Below are 16,977 nucleotides of genomic sequence, written 5' to 3' on the forward strand. Positions count from 1 at the left end.
CGCCGCCGCACTGGCAGGCGCCGCCCGACTGGCAGCCGCACTGGCAGGTGGGGCCGCAGCTGCAGTTCGACGCGGTGGGGGTCGGGGTCGGGGTCTCGGTCATGGTCCCTCCCGGGGTTGGGGGTAGGCGCGCACCTCACCCCATTGGATGCCCACCGGGGCAGGCGCATCAACGGCGCGCGCGCATCTCCTTCGCGCGCCGTGCGTGCTCCGGGACGCCCCAACCGGGCGCTACGCGCCCGTGGTGCCCGCGGCGCCCGCAGCGCCTTCGACAGGATGTGTCTCGACCTGCACCGGGGGCTGGAGCTCGTCCGCGTGCTCGCCCGTGACCAGGTAGACGACCCGCTTGGCGACCGAGACGGCGTGGTCGGCGAACCGCTCGTAGTAGCGGCCGAGGAGCGTCACGTCGACGGCCGTCTCGATGCCGTGCTTCCAGCGGTCGTCCATCAGGTGCTGGAAGAGCGTGCGGTGCAGCAGGTCCATCTCGTCGTCGTCCTGCTCCAGCTGGAGCGCGAGGTCGACGTCCTTGGTGATGATCACCTCGGCCGCCTTCGCCATCAGGCGCTGCGCCAGCTGGCCCATCTCCAGGATGGTGGCGTGCAGGTCGTGCGGGACCGCCCGCGCCGGGTAGCGCAGCCGGGTCAGCTTGGCCACGTGCTGGGCCAGGTCGCCGGAGCGCTCCAGGTCCGCGCTCATCCGGAGCGAGGTCACCACGATCCGCAGGTCGGTGGCGACCGGCTGCTGGCGGGCCAGCAGGGCTATCGCCCGTGCCTCCAGGTCGTGCTGGAGGTCGTCGACCTTCTGGTCGGCGGCGATCACACTCTCGGCGAGCTTGAGATCGGCGTCGAGCATGGCCGTCGTGGCGCGCCCGATCGCCGACCCGACAAGGCGGGCCATCTCGACCAGGCCCTCGCCGATCGAGTCCAGTTCCTCGTGGTACGCGTCCCGCATGGGTGTCCCTCTTTCGATGACTCCGGGCTATGACTCCGGGGGAGGCAGGGGATGCCGCGGCCCCCACGCTCCCACGGTCCGTGGGCTACGCGTCCGATTCGGCCACACCAAGTGAACCAGCACTATCACCATGGTGAACTCTGGGCGACGAACGTTCGAGCAGGCACCCGGATGGCTGGGAGAGTGTCCGCGCACCCGCATAACCTGGAGGCATGGACGTGAACGCGGCGGTCGCCGCAGCTGCAGCGATCGCCGGGTTGTGCACCGGCGTCATCGCCATGCTGGCGTTCCGCTGGAGCGAGCGCGACCAGGCGCGGCCCACCCGGACGTCCCTGCACACGGACGCGGTCCTGCCGCCCGGTGTGGACACCGTGCTCTCGGTGCTCCGCTCCTCGGCGGTGGTCCTCGACGAGAGCGACTCGGTGGTCAAGGCCAGCTCGGCGGCGTACGCCCTGGGGCTGGTCAGGGGCGGCAAGCTGGCCGTGGAGCCGATGCTCCACATGGCCCGCGACACCCGGCGGGACGGCGAGATACGGCAGGTGGAGCTGGACCTGCCGCGCCGGGGCACCGGCCGGGGCGAGGCGCTGGCGGTCTCCGCCCGGGTCGCCCCGCTCGGCTCCCGGCTCGTGCTGCTCCTGGTCGAGGACCTCACCGAGGCGCGCCGCATCGAGGCGGTCCGGCGCGACTTCGTCGCCAACGTCAGCCATGAGCTCAAGACCCCGGTCGGCGCGCTCTCGCTGCTCTCCGAGGCCGTCATGGACGCCTCGGACGACCCCGTGGCGATCACCCGCTTCGCGGGCCGGATGCAGATCGAGGCCAACCGGCTGACCAACCTGGTCCAGGAGCTCATAGACCTCTCCCGGGTGCAGAACGACGACCCGCTGGAGGACGCCGAGCCGGTCCGGGTCGACGAGCTGGTGGCCGAGGCCATCGACCGCTCCCGCCACCCCGCCTCCACCAAGCAGATCACCATGGCCGCGGGCGGCACGGCGGACCTGTACGTCTGGGGCCACCGCGGCCAGCTCGCCGCCGCCCTCGGCAACCTCGTCGAGAACGCCGTCAACTACTCCCCGGCCAGGACCAGGGTCGGCATCGCGGGCCGCCGCGTCGCCGCGCCCGGCGGGGACTTCATCGAGATAGCCGTGACCGACCAGGGCATAGGCATCTCGGAGAAGGACCGGGAGCGCGTCTTCGAACGCTTCTACCGCGTCGACCCGGCCCGCTCCCGCGCCACCGGCGGTACGGGCCTGGGCCTGGCCATCGTCAAGCACGTGGCCGCCTCGCACGGCGGGGAGGTCACGGTGTGGAGCTCCGAGGGACAGGGCTCCACCTTCACCCTGAGGCTGCCGGAGGCCGGCGCCGTCCGGGACCGCGCCGCACCCGACCCGGCGGGCCCGGACGACGACGCCGTCGACGAGCCGCCGTACGACACCTTTGCCACCGCGCACGACTCCACCACTGTGCCCCCTGCCCCGGAGGTCCTTCCGTGACCCGAGTGCTCGTCGTCGAGGACGAGGAATCGTTCAGCGACGCCCTGTCCTACATGCTCCGCAAAGAGGGCTTCGAGGTCGCCGTGGCGGCCACCGGGCCCGACGGGCTCGACGAGTTCGAGCGCAACGGCGCCGACCTCGTGCTGCTCGACCTGATGCTGCCGGGACTGCCCGGCACCGAGGTCTGCCGCCAGCTGCGCGGCCGCTCCAACGTCCCGGTGATCATGGTCACCGCCAAGGACAGCGAGATCGACAAGGTGGTGGGCCTCGAAATAGGAGCCGACGACTACGTCACCAAGCCGTTCTCCTCCCGGGAGCTCGTCGCCCGCATCCGCGCGGTGCTGCGCCGGCGCGGCGAGCCCGAGGAGGTCACCCCGGCGGCCCTGGAGGCGGGCCCGGTCCGCATGGACGTGGACCGCCACGTGGTGACGGTCTCCGGCGGCAAGGTCGACCTGCCGCTGAAGGAGTTCGACCTCTTGGAGATGCTGCTGCGCAACGCGGGCCGCGTGCTGACCCGTATGCAGCTGATCGACCGGGTCTGGGGCGCGGACTACGTGGGCGACACCAAGACCCTCGACGTCCACGTCAAGCGCCTGCGCGCCAAGATCGAGCCGGACCCGGGGGCGCCGCGGTACCTGGTGACGGTGCGGGGTCTGGGCTACAAGTTCGAGCCGTAGGCCGCCCCCGCGGGGCGCGCGGTGGCGGAATCCGAGCCGTACGCGCGCGTCCCGGAACGTCGTAGGCGACAGGAGGGGCCCCGGACGTCTGTCCGGGGCCCCTCCTGTCGCGTACGTGTACGTCTACGTCAGTGCGCCGCACCCGTGCTCGCGCTGCCGGACGGCTTGCCCTTGGCCGGGGTGTTCGACGGCTTGCCCGCCGGCTTGCCGCTCGCGGTGGCGCCCGGGGTGGTGCCGGCCTCCGGCGAGGTGGCCGCGCCCGGCGCGCCCGGCGTGGCCGCCGGGGGCTTGGGGAGCTCGCTCGGGCCGTAGCCCTCGAAGTAGCTGGTGGAGGGGATCACGAAGGCGCGCAGCGTCACGTCGCCCGCCTTGCTCAGCTGGAAGGTGACCGGCTGGGCGTCGCCGTTCCTGGCGGCCTCCTTGCCGTTCTCGACGACGGCGGACGCGTTGTCCTTGCCGCCGAGGATCAGCGAGCCGTGCGGGGGCACGGTGAGCCCCTTCTGGCCCTTGGCGGGGGACAGCTTCACCGTGGCGCCGGAGGACGCGAGCTTGACCGCGTCGAGCGTCTGCGGCTTGTCGCCGTTGTTGAAGAGGGTCGCCGCGATGACGGCCGGACCGGGGGCGTCCGCCTTCGGCTGCGTCAGGACGGTCGCGTTCTGGATCTTGATGTCACCGACCTTGACGGCGGCGTTGTCCGGCTTCACTTCGAGCGTCTGCGCGTCGTTGCCCGCCGAGCAGGCGGCGACAGAGGCGAGCGAGAACGCGATGGCAGAGGCGGCGAGGGCGCCGCGTCGAAGGCTGCGGCTCACGGCGGCGGCAACTCCTTGGACGTAAGGACATCTAAAGGACGGCAAAGTCTGTGTCAGCTGGCTTAGGTTACCGAGCCGTCCCGGCGAGCCCGCACCCGACCCGCCCCTGCGCGCCGGTGCGCCGCGCCGGGAGTCGCGCGCCCTTCCCGGCGCACCCGCCGTACGCGTCTCCACAACTCTCCCCACAACCTCCCCCGGACCTCCGCACCCGCTCTGATCTCGACGTTTCCCGCGCCGTTCACATATCACCGGTGATCAATTCCCCGGACCGCCCCGCATTCCTTACCGAAAACCCCCCGGTCCGCACCCGGTGATCAATTCGCGAAAAAGTCGCGGTCCCGCCGAACGGGTGACCGATCACCGAACGGAGCAGTGGAAGTTCACCGCTTGGAACCCGACAAACCGGGATGTTCGGTGCATCGGAAGGGGGTTGCGAAGAGTGTGACGGGCATGTTTCCCTGCCCCCGAACAGCCGCTCCGACCTGCGAATACCCCTTCCCGCGAGCCCTCCGCAGCACGTTCCTGTTGCTGTTGTCAAGCCCCGAGATATGCCCTGACCTGCGAAAACGCCATTCAGAACAGGCTGTTCTCGTGTTACTCTGGATAGCCACGGAAGGGGTACCTGTCACATGACGTTCAAGGTTGGCGACACCGTGGTCTATCCCCATCACGGGGCCGCGCTGATCGAGGCCATCGAAACTCGCCAGATCAAAGGCGTGGACAAGACCTACTTGGTGCTCAAGGTCGCCCAGGGCGATCTGACGGTACGCGTACCCGCGGACAATGCGGAGTTCGTAGGCGTGCGCGATGTGGTCGGGCAGGACGGGCTGGACCGGGTCTTCGAGGTGCTGCGCGCACCGTATGCGGAGGAGCCCACGAACTGGTCCCGTCGCTACAAGGCGAATCTGGAGAAGCTCGCCTCCGGCGATGTCATCAAGGTCGCCGAAGTGGTGCGCGACCTGTGGCGTCGTGAGCGCGAGCGCGGACTCTCCGCAGGTGAGAAGCGCATGCTCGCCAAGGCGCGCCAGATCCTGGTGAGCGAGCTGGCCCTCGCTGAGAACACCAACGAAGACAAGGCCGAGGCCCTCCTCGACGAGGTTCTCGCGTCCTGACACCGGCCGACTCCGGGGGCTGCGCCTCCCGGTCGGCCAGTAATTGCCGCGGTGCCCGCTGACCAGCAGTGACCTTACTGCTGTGTCGCCGGGCGCTGCGGCATGTTCGGACATCATTCGTACGCCCACGGCATCCGCAGCGGCTCGCCGTGCCGGGCAGAGCGCCCGACCGGTCGTCACGGAAGGGGCCGGTCAGGGGCGTCGCGCCCAGCTTGCTGAGGCCATACCCATGTCGCCGAAGGACACAAACCTTGTCTGAGGAAACGCGCGTTTTCCGCACCGCCGCCGTGATCCCCGCGGCCGGCCGCGGCGTGCGGCTCGGCCCGGGCGCCCCCAAGGCGCTCCGCGCGCTGAACGGCACGCCCATGCTCATCCACGCCGTCCGGGCCATGGCCGCCTCCCGCGCCGTCTCGCTCGTCGTCGTCGTGGCCCCGCCCGAAGGCGCCACCGAGGTCAGGAACCTGCTGGCCGAGCACGCCCTCCCGGAGCGGACCGACTTCGTCGTGGTGCCCGGGGGCGAGACCCGCCAGGAGTCCGTACGCCTGGGCCTGGAGGCGCTGCCGCCCGGCATCGACGTGGTCCTCGTCCACGACGCGGCCCGCCCGCTGGTACCGGTCGACACGGTCGACGCGGTGATCGAGGCGGTACGGGACGGGGCCCCGGCCGTCGTCCCCGCGCTGCCGCTGGCCGACACCGTCAAGGAGGTCGAGCCGCACACCGACGGCACCCCCGAGCCGGTGCTCGCCACGCCCGACCGGTCCCGGCTGCGCGCGGTCCAGACCCCGCAGGGCTTCGACCACGCCACGCTGGTGCGCGCCCACGGACACGTCGAGGGCGAGGTCACCGACGACGCGGCCATGGTCGAGCGGCTCGGCCTGAAGGTCGTGGTCGTGCCCGGCCACGAGGAGGCCTTCAAGGTCACCCGCCCGCTGGACCTGGTCCTGGCCGAGGCGGTCCTGGCGCGCAGGAGGGCGAACGATGGCTTCTGAGGGAACGATGGCTTCTGAGCCGACGCCGATGCCCGCGCCTACGGCCCCGGCCCCGGCCCCGCTCGCCCCGGTGATCCCGCAGGTCGGCATCGGCACCGACATCCACGCCTTCGAGGAGGGCCGCGAGCTGTGGTGCGCGGGCCTGCTCTGGGAGGACGAGGGGCCCGGCCTCGCCGGCCACTCCGACGCGGACGTCGTCGCGCACGCCGCCTGCAACGCGCTGTTCTCGGCGGCGGGCCTCGGCGACCTCGGCGCCCACTTCGGCACCGGCCGCCCCGAGTGGTCCGGCGCCTCCGGCGTCACCCTCCTCACGGAGGCGGCCCGGATCGTCCGGGCCGGCAGCTTCGGCATCGGCAACGTGGCCGTCCAGGTCGTCGGCCCCCGCCCGAAGATCGGCAAGCGGCGCGACGAGGCGCAGAAGGTGCTCTCCGACGCGGTCGGCGCGCCGGTCTCGGTCTCCGGCGCCACCACCGACGGCCTCGGCTTCCCCGGCCGCGGCGACGGCCTCGCCGCGATCGCCACGGCGCTGGTCTACCGGACCGGGTGACCGGGATGACCGGACGGCCGGATGAACCTGACGGACACGTTCCGGTGGCTCCCGGAAAGCCCCGCGGCCGAGCGCGCCGCGCCGCCGCCGCGGCCCGCCGGAAAAGCTTCTGTCACACTTCGGTGCCCCGTGGCCCAAGGGTCGCGGGGCACCGCCACGGGCCCACTACCCTGGACCCGTGACTATTCGCCTGTACGACACCAGCGCCCGGCAGATCCGTGATTTCACCCCGCTCGTGCCGGGCTGTGTCTCGATCTACCTCTGTGGCGCGACCGTGCAGGCCGCCCCGCACATCGGACACGTCCGCTCCTACCTCAACTTCGACATCGCGCGCCGCTGGTTCCAGTACCGCGGCTACGACGTCACGTTCATCCGCAACGTCACCGACATCGACGACAAGATCATCGCGAAGTCGGCCGAACAGGGCCGCCCCTGGTGGTCGATCGGGTACGAGAACGAGCGCGCCTTCAACGACGGCTACCAGGCCCTCGGTTGCCTGCCGCCCACCTACGAGCCGCGCGCGACCGGGCACGTCCCGGAGATGATCGAGATGATGCGCGGTCTGATCGAGCGCGGTCACGCGTACGAGGCCGACGGCAGTGTCTACTTCGACGTGCGCTCCTTCCCCGGCTATCTGGAGCTGTCCAACCAGGACATCGACGACCTGCGCCAGCCCGACGAGGGCGTCGCGGGCAAGCGCGACCCGCGCGACTTTGCCATGTGGAAGGCGTCCAGGCCCGGCGAGCCCGACTGGGAGACGCCCTGGGGCCGCGGCCGTCCCGGCTGGCACCTGGAGTGCTCGGCGATGGCCCACAAGTACCTGGGCAGCGCCTTCGACATCCACGGCGGCGGCCGCGACCTGATCTTCCCGCACCACGAGAACGAGATCGCCCAGGCCAAGGCGTACGGCGACGACTTCGCCGCGTACTGGATGCACAATGCCTGGGTCACCATGGCCGGCGAGAAGATGTCCAAGTCGCTCGGCAACTCGGTGCTCGTCTCCGACATGGTCCAGCGGTGGCGCCCCATCGTGCTCCGCTACTACCTGGGCACCCCGCACTACCGCTCCACCATCGAGTACAGCGAGGAGGCCCTGCGCGAGGCCGAGTCGGCGTTCGCGCGCATCGAGGGCTTCGTGCAGCGCGTCGTGGAGAAGGCGGGGGGCGTGGTCGAGCCCGCCGCCGAGGTGCCGCCGGCGTTCGCCGAGGCGATGGACGACGACCTGGGCGTCCCGCAGGCGCTCGCGATCGTCCACACCACGGTCCGCCAGGGCAACAGCGCGCTGGCCGCCGACGACAAGGAAGAGGCCGTCGCCCGTCTCGCCGAGGTCCGCGCCATGCTCGGCGTCCTCGGTCTGGACCCGCTGGACGCCCACTGGGCGGGCGAGGCCGACCGCGGCGACGACCTGCACGGGGCCGTCGACACGCTCGTACGGCTGGTGCTCGAACAGCGCGAGGCGGCCCGCGCCCGCAAGGACTGGGCCACCGCGGACGCCATCCGCGACCAGCTGGCCCAGTCCGGGCTCGTCGTCGAGGACAGCCCCAGCGGCCCCCGCTGGAGCCTCGGCCCCCGCTGACGGGCAGGCGCGATGTGCCGCCCGGGCGACTGGGCGGCACACTTCATATACGTACGTACGCAGGACCCGCGGTCGCCACCACGCCCCGTAGGTCGCACAATCACGGAAACAGGTAGGTCATGGCCGGGAACAGCCAGCGCAGGAACCGCCGCACGTCCAACAAGAAGGGCGCGACGGTCGGCAGCGGTGGCCAGCGGCGCCGGGGCCTGGAGGGCAAGGGCCCGACGCCCCCCGCGGAGGCCCGCAAGAAGCACAAGAAGAACCGCATCGCCACCGCCAAGGCCAAGCAGGCCGCGACCCGCCGGCCCGCCCCGCGCCGCGGCGGCCCCAAGGGCACGTCCGAGATGGTCGTCGGCCGCAACCCGGTCTTCGAGGCACTGCGCGACGGCGTCCCGGCGACCACGCTGTACGTGCAGCAGTACATCGACAACGACGAGCGGGTGCGCGAGGCGCTCCAGCTCGCGGGCGAGCGCGGCAACATCAACCTGATGGAGGCCCCGCGCGCCGAGCTCGACCGGATGACCAACGGGCTCAACCACCAGGGCCTGGTCCTCCAGGTCCCGCCGTACGAGTACGCGCACCCGCAGGACCTCCTGGAGGCCGCGTACGACAACCACGACGAGCCGCTGATCGTCGCCCTCGACGGTGTCACCGACCCGCGCAACCTCGGCGCGATCGTCCGCTCCACCTCCGCCTTCGGCGGCCACGGCGTGGTCGTGCCCGAGCGCCGCGCGGCCGGGATGACGGCCGGCGCCTGGAAGTCCTCGGCGGGCACCGCCGCCCGTACGCCGGTCTCGCGCGTCACCAACCTGACCCGCGCCCTGGAGGACTACAAGAAGGCCGGTGTCACCATCGTCGGCCTCGCCGCCGACGGCGAGCACACGGTCGAGCAGCTTCAGGCGCTGGCCGGACCGGTCGTCATCGTGATCGGCAGCGAGGGCAAGGGCCTGGGCCGCCTGGTCGGCGAGACCTGCGACTACCGGGTGCGCATCTCGATGCCGGGCGGCGCCGAGTCGCTGAACGCCGGTGTCGCGGCGGGCATCGTGCTCTACGAGGCCGCGCGCCGCCGCAAGGGCTGACGCGGATCCGCCCGACGCCCGTCCGGAGTAGGTGATCTTGACGGGCCTCGGACAGATCGCCTGCGTCAAGGCAGTGTCCTAAACCACCATCACTCGGTTAGATGAGTGTGGACACCAGAACGCCCCGGCCCGGGTTCGACGATCAGCCTGCCCTGAGTATGGTCAAGGTGGACTCCGACCCGGCGCAGGTCATCGTCAACCACGCCAGTTTCCGGGTGCACTTCGCCCCGAAGGCCCAGTCGAAGCGCCCTCCGAGGGACCCGGCGAGGATGCCGGCCGCCCCCGGGGCGGCCCGCCGCCGGGCCCCGGTGGTGTGGAGCGGCCGGGCGGCGCCCGGGGCGACCGGCCTGCTCCAGGCGGTGCGCGGCCTGGACGCGCCACCCGCGCCGGGCGAGGCGCTCGACGCGGGCACCACCCAGGTCATCCCGCGCGTCGACGAGGACACCAGGCCGACGCCCGTGGTGGTCGGCCCGCGCGCGCCGCTCGCGGACTCCGGGGGCGGCGCCGAGACGGCCCTGCTCCAGGCGGTGCGCACCCAAGGGGCGTACGGGGACGGCGACTTCGACGCGTTCGAGCGCGGCTACGGCGAGGACGGCCCGGACGGGCCCGACGGCGCCGACGGACCCGACGGACCCGACGGCTCCGACGCGCGCGGCCAGCGGCACGGCGCGGACCAGGTGCGCCACGCGTACTACCCGGGCCGCCGGATGAACCTCGGCGTGGTCCTGCTCCCGCTGCGCGTCTTCCTCGGCTTCATCTCCGTGTACGCGGGGATGGGCAAGCTCTGCGACCCCGTCTACTTCGACGGCGGCGAGCGCGGCTCGATGATGAAGTGGCTGAACTCGCTGCACCCGTGGGCCCTCGCAGAGCCGCTGCGCACCTTCGCGCTCCAGCATCCGGTCGGGGCGGGCCTGTCGGTGGCCTTCCTCCAGATCGTGGTGGGCGTGCTGACCATGCTGGGCTTGTGGCAGCGGGTCGCGGCGGTGTTCGGGGCGCTGCTCTCGGCAGCCCTGCTGCTGACGGTGAGCTGGCAGACGGTCCCGGCGTACGACGCGCCGGACTTCATCTACCTGGCCGCCTGGTCCCCGCTGATCACGGCCGGCGCGCCGGTGTACTCGCTGGACGCCCGCCTCGCCGGCGAGGCCTGGCGCCGGCTCGGCCCGCGCTCCACGCTGTGGGAGCTGCGGCGGCGGGTGCTGCGGCGGGGCACGGTGATGGCGACGGTGGTGGTCGGGCTGACCCTGGTGATCGGCTCGCTGCTCGGCGGTGCGGTGCGCTCCACCGAGATGGTGACGGTGCCGGGTCCGCACTCCGACCCCACCAACTACCTCCCGGGCACGCCGCTGGCGCCCACGCCCTCCACCCCGTCCGTGCGGCGGCCCGGTTCGCCCAAGCCGTCCGCGAGCGGCTCGGCCAAGCCTTCGGTGAAGCCGTCCAAGCGGGCGGCGTCGAAGCCGGTGCGGGAGTCGGGGGCGGTGGGGGGTGTGCCGAGCCAGACGTCCCAGGGGACGACGGGCCACAAGGCGCCGACGCCCCGCCACAAGCCGGCGCCGGTCGCGCCGCCGTCGTCGACGTCCGGGCCGACGTCGACGGGGGGTGCGTCGACTCCGTCGGGGGGGTCCGGGGGGTCTACGGGGGGTAACCGGAACCCGATCGGCGGCCTACTGGGCTGACGGCGCTCAGCCCCCACCCCGCCCCTTCCCCAAACCCTCCGGGGGTGGGGGGAGGGGCGAAGGCATTTCCCCGGGGACCACGCCCCCACGCCCCCGGCGGGGCCTGCGGCCCCTACACCCCACTCCGGGGCTCCGCCCCTGCCCCCGGCGGGGCCTGCGCCCCCTACACCCCACTCCGGGGCTCCGCCCCTGCCCCCGGCGGGGCCTGCGGCCCCTGCACCCCGCTGCGCGGCCGCCTTTGTCTGCGGACCGTGCTGGGGCACCCGCGCAGTTCCCCGCGCCCCTCAAGGGGCCTCCGGCCCCTCCTCGGGCCGGCTGCACTGCACGCGTGCGACAAGTGCAACCCCCTAGGGGCGCGGGGAACTGCGCGACGAGCCCACCACCGACCCGCAGCCGAAGTCCGAGTCTGAAGGGGCGCGGGGAACTGCGCGAGCAACCCTTCACCGGCCCGCAGTCGAAGTCCGAGTCTGAAGGGGCGCGGGGAACTGCGCGAGCAACCCTCCACCGGGCCGCAGGGCAAAAGATGGGGTGCGGGGGCGTAGCTCCCGTCGGGGGGAGGGGGGGTAGGGCCCGGGGGGCGCCTGCGGGCCGGGGCGTTTTAGTGGCGGGGCGTTGCCAGTTCCTTCGCCGCCTCCGTCAAGTCCTTCGCCGTGTCGATCGCCCGCCAATACGCCCCGTGCGGCAGCGGAAACCCGGCCAGGCGGCGTTCGCGGGCCAGGCGCGGGAACGTGGTGCGCTCGTGGTCACCCCGGTCCGGCAGCAGCTCCGTGAAGGCGGAGGAGAACACGTACACGCCCGCGTTGATCAGATACGGCGACGGCGGGGACTCGATGAAGTCCGTGATGTGGCCGAAGGCGTCCGTCTCGACCGCGCCCCACGGGATTCGGGGACGGGCCAGCGCCAGCGTGGCCGTCGCGTCGCGCTCCCCGTGGAAGGACGCCATCTCGCGCAGCGAGAACCGGGTCCAGATGTCACCGTTCGTGGCGTACCACGGCTGGTCGCCGTGCGGCAGGTGCGCCGCCGCGTACTTGAGGCCGCCCCCGCGCCCCAGCGGCTCGCTCTCGACCACCGTCGTGACGCGCAGCGGAAGGTCCGCCGAGTCCAGCCACTCCTGGAGCACGTCGGCGAGGTGGCCGCAGGAGATCACGGCGTCGGTGACGCCCTCCGCCGCGAGCCAGGCAAGCTGATGGCCGATGATCGGGGTCCCGGTGCCCGGGATCTCGACCATCGGCTTGGGGCGGTCGTCGGTGTACGGACGCAGTCGTGAGCCCTGGCCGCCCGCCAGGACCACGGCCTGCGTCGGGAAGGTCGAAGTCGTGCTCGCAGTCATGCGGTGAACCCTATGCCGTGGACCGGACGCGGTACGGCCGGGCTGCCGCGCTCAGGACTCCTGGGCCACGCCCGAGGCGAACGACGTGTCGCAGACGGGGCGCGAGTACGACTGGGCCTTGGCGGGGCCGTACTGCTTCACGGCGGCCTGGCCCAGCGCACGCGCGATCGACATGCAGTGCTTGGCGAGCGAGGGGCGCTGCTCCACCTCGCGCTGGAGGTGGGTGAGGGCGGTCCCGGGGTCCTTCTCCTGGAGTTCGAGGAGCAGCGCGTCGCGCAGGACGTCCTGCGGGGCGCGTGGCTTCGCGCGTACGGAGACGTCCTGGGAGGAGGCGGTCAGCAGCTGCGAGTCGCTGGTCCCGGCCCAGTTGACCCGGGTGACCGCGAGCGTCCCCGAGAGGACGAGGACGACGGGCAGGACGAGAGCTAGGGTGCGGCCGATTCGGCGGGCTGTGTGCGTCACGGAGGCGAGCGTAGCGGGGAGTAATGATTTGGCGACATTTAGTCACCCAGTCGAGGGATGGTTCGAGGCGGCGTTTCGAATCCCGTGTTGACGAACACTGTTCGAAATGGCCGGTCTGCCGGGGTATTTGTCGACAGGTGACAGTGCGCGGGCGGAAACCCGGACGCGTGGAAACCCGGACCCGTGGAAACGCGGACGCGTGGAAACCCGGAAGCGTGGAAACGCGGGGGTGCGGAAACCCGGGCCCCCGGAAACCCGGGCCCTCGGAAACCCCGGGCCCTCGGAAACCCCGGGCCCCCGGAAACCCCGGCGCGCGGAAACCCGGACGCCCGGCCCCCCGGACGCGCGGTAATCCAGGGGCACCCAAACCCGGCGGCACGGAAAAGCCCCGCACCCCGGTAGGTGGGTGCGGGGCCGGCTGACGTGCCGCCGTACGTCAGTCGCTGAGGCGCTCGCCCGTCGAGGTCGAGAAGACATGCGTCTCGCCGGGCCGCGGGACCACGTGGAGCTGGGAGCCCTTCTCGGGGACCGAGCGGCCGTTCACCCGGACCACGAGGTCCTTCTGCTCGCCGCCGACGTCGGCCGTGCCGTACACGTAGCCGTCGGCGCCGAGCTCCTCCACCACGTTCACCGTGACGGCCAGGCCCGCGGGCTCGGCCTCGGACTCCTTGGAGAGGGACGCCGCCGCCGCGGCCGCGCCGTTCTGCTCGACGATGTCGAAGTGCTCGGGGCGGACGCCGACCGTCACCGTGCGGTCGCCCCGGTCGGCCGCGGCGGACAGCGCCTCCCGGCTGACGGGGACCACGCTGTTGCCGAACTTCACGCCGCCGTCGGTGATCGGGACCTCGACCAGGTTCATCGCGGGCGAGCCGATGAAGCCGGCGACGAAGAGGTTGGCCGGGCGGTCGTACATGTTGCGCGGCGAGTCGACCTGCTGGAGCAGACCGTCCTTGAGGACCGCCACGCGGTCGCCCATGGTCATGGCCTCGACCTGGTCGTGGGTCACGTACACCGTGGTGATGCCCAGGCGCCGCTGGAGCGAGGCGATCTGGGTGCGGGTGGAGACGCGGAGCTTGGCGTCGAGGTTGGAGAGCGGCTCGTCCATGAGGAAGACCTGCGGCTCGCGCACGATGGCGCGGCCCATGGCGACGCGCTGGCGCTGACCGCCGGACAGGGCCTTGGGCTTGCGGTCCAGGTACTCGGTGAGGTCGAGGATCTTCGCCGCCTCCTCGACCTTCTTGCGGATCTCCGCCTTGTTGACCCCGGCGATCTTGAGCGCGAAGCCCATGTTGTCGGCGACGGTCATGTGCGGGTAGAGCGCGTAGTTCTGGAACACCATGGCGATGTCCCGGTCCTTGGGCGGGAGGTGGGTGACATCGCGGTCACCGATGCGGATGGCTCCGCCGTTGACGTCCTCCAGGCCCGCGAGCATCCGCAGGGAGGTGGACTTTCCGCAGCCCGAAGGGCCGACGAGGACGAGGAACTCGCCGTCCTCGATCTCGATCTCGAGCCCGTCGACCGCGGGCTTGGTGGAGCCCGGGTAGATCCGGGTCGCCTTGTCGAACGTGACAGTGGCCATGGGAGACCTGTCCCTTCACCGGCAGGAACGTGCCGGACGATCCGAGTAGAGGGAGAAGTGGTGTAGTCCACCTGGGTGGGCTGCACGAGACGCTACCCGGCGCTGTCCGATCTGTCAGCAGGTGCGGGAGGGGAACTTCCTGGAGGTGCCGATCGTGCTCTGTGTAGAGTGAGGGAGCCCTCGTCGCGAGGTGGGGGCGCCTCGCGTGCGCGGCCCGGCGCACGTGCCGCCGCCTTAGCTCAGTTGGCTAGAGCGCTTGACTTGTAATCTTGAGGTCGTCGGTTCGATTCCGACAGGCGGCTCCACCGAAACACCGCGTCACACCGTGTCCCGGACCTTTCTGGTCCGGGACAATCGTGTCTCCAGGGGTGTGTGGGAAAGGGGCCGGGGGAGCCGTATGAGTCGTCGTGCCAGCGGGTTGGCCGGGGTGTGGGCACAGGCCCAGCGCCAGGAGCAGCGCCAACGGGAGGTCCAGCACCGGGCGGCGGTCCAGCAGCAGCGGCAGATGGAGCGCCGGCAGCGCGAGCACGAGAGGGACGCCGCGCGGGTCCACCGCGAGCAGCGGGCCGCGTACCGCCAGAGCCGTGAGGCGGACGCCCGGCAGCGCTCGCAGGAGCTGGACGCGCGCGTGGAGGAGTTGACGGGGCTGCTGGCGGCGGGGTGCGCCCTGCCCCCGTTCCGTACGGCGTCGCTGCTGCGCGAGGAGGCCGTCGAGCCGTTCTCGCCCGGGGCGCTGGCGCGTCCGGTGCCGATGCCGGACCCGGCGCGCTACGAGGCCCGGGGCGGCTGGACGGGCCGCCGCGCCCAGCAGGAGGCCCAGGCCGCCTACCGGCGGGACTGGGACGCGGCGCAGGTCGCCGAGACCGAGCGGCGCCGCCAACTGGCCGACTACCGGGCGCGGTACGAGTCCTGGGCGCGCGAGCGGCTCGCGGAGGTCCGGGGCCACAACGCGGGCGTGGCCGAGCTGGTGGCCGGTCTGCGCGCGGGTGAGCCGGACGCGGTCGTCGAGTACTTCTCGGCGGCCCTGTACGCGGCCTCCGCCTGGCCCGAGGGCTTCCCGCGGCAGCTGTCCTGCGCGTACGACCGGGGCGCCCGCCAGCTGGTGCTGGACTGGGAGCTGCCCGCCTTCGACGTCGTCCCCGCCGCCAAGTCCGTACGGTACGTGGCCAGTACGGACGAGGAGCGCGAGTCCGCCCGTCCGCTGACCCAGCGGCGGGCGCTGTACCGGGACGTGCTGGCGCAGAGCGTGCTGCTGGTGGTGCGGGACCTGTTCGCGGCGGACGAGTACGGCGTCCTGGACGCGGTGGCGCTCAACGGCTTCGTGGACGACGTCGACCCGGCGACCGGCCGCCGGGCGGAGATCGTGCTGGCCTGTGTGCTGGTGGACCGGGCGGCCTTCCAGGGCCTGGAGCTGACGCAGGTGAGCGCGGTGGACTGCCTGGTGGAGGCGGTACGGGGCCGGCTGTCGGCCCGTCCGGACCAGCGGGCCGCGGTGGCCGCGGTGCGCCGCCCGGGCGAGGTCGGCTCGGGGGTGCTCACGCACGGCGCGGACTCCGAGGAGGATCCGGACCTGTTCGTGATGGACCCCATCGTGTTCGAGTCCCTGGTGGCCGAGCTGTTCCGGGCGCGCGGGATGGACGCGGTGACCACCCAGCGCTCCAACGACGGCGGTGTGGACGTGGAGGCGGTGGACCCCGACCCGATCAGCGGCGGCCGGATCATCGTCCAGGTCAAGCGCTACCGCAACACGGTCCCGCCCACCGCGGTCCGCGACCTGTACGGCACGGTCCAGGCGGCCGGGGCCAACAAGGGCGTCCTGGTGACCACTTCGGGCTTCGGCCCCGGCTCGTACGCCTTCGCCCAGGGCAAGCCGCTGACGCTGGTGTCCGGGGCCGAGCTGGTGGACCTGCTGCACGCGTGCGGGCTGCGGGGGAGGCTGGGGGAGCGGCCGGGGCGCCGGGTGCCGGAGCAGCGGGGCCCCTCGGGCACGCTGGTGGACGTACCGGCGGCGGGGGCCGACGCGGGCGACGACGCGCCGGAGGCCCCCGAGTCCGACGTGGACTTCAACGTCCTGGGCATGACGTGGACCGGCTCGGTGGTCCTGGACGTGTGCGCGCTGGTGTGCGAGGGCGGCCGCGTCCTCGACGACGACCACTTCGTCTTCTTCAACAACCGCGAGATACCCGGGGGTTCGGTGCGGATGGTGCCGGGCGCGCTGGGCGACCGGGCGGCGGTCCGGGTGGCGTTCGACGCGCTGCCGGGCCGGGCGGACCGCCTGGTCCTGGTCGCCTCGGTCGACCCCGAGGCGAACCCGGACGCGGACCTTGCCGGCTTCACGGACGCGGCCATCCGCCTGCGCGACGCGGCCGGTACGGAACTGGACCGCCTGGACGTCTCGGACGGCCGCGCGGGCGAAACGGCCCTGGTGCTGGGCTCGTTCCGGCGCCGCGCGGGCGGTGACTGGGACTTCGTGGTGGGCGGGAAGGGGTACCGGGGCGGTCTGGAGAAGCTGGTGGGGGACTTCGGGATCGAGGTGGAGTAGCGACCGGGGCCGGGGGAGCGCGGCTCCGAAGGCGGCCCCGCCCGACGGCTCCGGGCGGCTCCGGGTGGCCTTTCAGCGGCTCCGGGCGGCCTTCGGCGGACGGCTCCGGGCCGGTGGCCTTCGGCGGCTGCGGGCCGGCGGTCTTCGGCGGCGCCGCGCGG

Annotated in this window: 14 protein-coding genes and 1 tRNA gene; 10 read left to right on the forward strand and 5 right to left on the reverse strand. The window is 72.5% G+C overall.

All coding sequences use genetic code 11. The features are described 5' to 3' along the window. Positions 1-231: 231 nt before the first annotated feature. Positions 232-951, reverse strand: a complete 720-nt coding sequence (gene phoU, locus AC069K_RS12420; RefSeq protein ID WP_478615053.1) for a phosphate signaling complex protein PhoU — start codon at positions 949-951, stop codon at positions 232-234. A gap of 212 nt (positions 952-1,163) precedes the next feature. Here phoU and phoR point away from each other — a divergent pair, with 212 nt between their 5' ends. Then, the gene (gene phoR / locus AC069K_RS12425; protein ID WP_365100390.1) at positions 1,164-2,441 is read left to right on the forward strand and encodes a two-component system sensor histidine kinase PhoR; all 1,278 of its coding nucleotides are present in this window, start codon (positions 1,164-1,166) and stop codon (positions 2,439-2,441) included. Positions 2,442-2,446: 5 nt separating this feature from the next. Then, complete coding sequence (phoP, locus tag AC069K_RS12430; protein ID WP_465270246.1) at positions 2,447-3,118, forward strand: two-component system response regulator PhoP; 672 nt, start codon at positions 2,447-2,449, stop codon at positions 3,116-3,118. A gap of 128 nt (positions 3,119-3,246) precedes the next feature. Here the strand turns inward: phoP and AC069K_RS12435 are convergent, their stop codons facing one another. Next, the gene (locus AC069K_RS12435) at positions 3,247-3,927 is read right to left on the reverse strand and encodes a copper chaperone PCu(A)C domain-containing protein (protein ID WP_478615058.1); all 681 of its coding nucleotides are present in this window, start codon (positions 3,925-3,927) and stop codon (positions 3,247-3,249) included. A gap of 629 nt (positions 3,928-4,556) precedes the next feature. Between AC069K_RS12435 and AC069K_RS12440 the strand changes: the two genes are divergently transcribed. The 6 genes from AC069K_RS12440 to AC069K_RS12465 all read left to right on the forward strand — a co-directional run bounded on the left by AC069K_RS12440 (position 4,557) and on the right by AC069K_RS12465 (position 10,903). Next, positions 4,557-5,039 (forward strand): CarD family transcriptional regulator, encoded by a 483-nt coding sequence (locus tag AC069K_RS12440; protein WP_003953493.1) that lies wholly within the window; start codon positions 4,557-4,559, stop codon positions 5,037-5,039. A 251-nt stretch (positions 5,040-5,290) separates the two neighbouring features. Continuing rightward, positions 5,291-6,028, forward strand: a complete 738-nt coding sequence (gene ispD, locus AC069K_RS12445) for a 2-C-methyl-D-erythritol 4-phosphate cytidylyltransferase (RefSeq protein WP_478615060.1) — start codon at positions 5,291-5,293, stop codon at positions 6,026-6,028. 7 nt (positions 6,029-6,035) lie between these two features. Beyond that, a complete protein-coding gene (gene ispF / locus AC069K_RS12450) occupies positions 6,036-6,575 on the forward strand; it encodes a 2-C-methyl-D-erythritol 2,4-cyclodiphosphate synthase (protein WP_478615244.1) in 540 nt (179 codons plus the stop codon). A 178-nt stretch (positions 6,576-6,753) separates the two neighbouring features. Next, positions 6,754-8,151, forward strand: coding sequence for a cysteine--tRNA ligase (gene cysS / locus AC069K_RS12455; protein ID WP_365100379.1), 1,398 nt, complete (start codon positions 6,754-6,756; stop codon positions 8,149-8,151). A 119-nt stretch (positions 8,152-8,270) separates the two neighbouring features. Then, positions 8,271-9,230, forward strand: a complete 960-nt coding sequence (gene rlmB, locus AC069K_RS12460; protein WP_365100377.1) for a 23S rRNA (guanosine(2251)-2'-O)-methyltransferase RlmB — start codon at positions 8,271-8,273, stop codon at positions 9,228-9,230. Positions 9,231-9,331: 101 nt separating this feature from the next. After that, positions 9,332-10,903, forward strand: coding sequence for a DoxX family protein (locus AC069K_RS12465; protein ID WP_478615065.1), 1,572 nt, complete (start codon positions 9,332-9,334; stop codon positions 10,901-10,903). A 598-nt stretch (positions 10,904-11,501) separates the two neighbouring features. Here the strand turns inward: AC069K_RS12465 and AC069K_RS12470 are convergent. From AC069K_RS12470 to AC069K_RS12480, 3 genes are all read right to left on the reverse strand, one after another. Continuing rightward, positions 11,502-12,233, reverse strand: coding sequence for a nucleotidyltransferase family protein (locus tag AC069K_RS12470; protein ID WP_358831549.1), 732 nt, complete (start codon positions 12,231-12,233; stop codon positions 11,502-11,504). Between the two features lie 51 nt (positions 12,234-12,284). Then, positions 12,285-12,695, reverse strand: a complete 411-nt coding sequence (locus AC069K_RS12475; RefSeq protein WP_358831548.1) for a hypothetical protein — start codon at positions 12,693-12,695, stop codon at positions 12,285-12,287. Between the two features lie 436 nt (positions 12,696-13,131). Further along, positions 13,132-14,274 (reverse strand): ABC transporter ATP-binding protein, encoded by a 1,143-nt coding sequence (locus AC069K_RS12480; protein ID WP_365100374.1) that lies wholly within the window; start codon positions 14,272-14,274, stop codon positions 13,132-13,134. Between the two features lie 228 nt (positions 14,275-14,502). On the opposite strand from AC069K_RS12480, the gene AC069K_RS12485 reads away from it, so the two are divergent. Next, positions 14,503-14,579 (forward strand) — tRNA-Thr (locus AC069K_RS12485). Between the two features lie 92 nt (positions 14,580-14,671). Continuing rightward, a complete protein-coding gene (locus AC069K_RS12490) occupies positions 14,672-16,816 on the forward strand; it encodes a restriction endonuclease (RefSeq protein ID WP_478615070.1) in 2,145 nt (714 codons plus the stop codon). Positions 16,817-16,977: the final 161 nt, after the last annotated feature.

It is taken from the genome of Streptomyces sp. NPDC043908 (genome assembly GCF_056435525.1).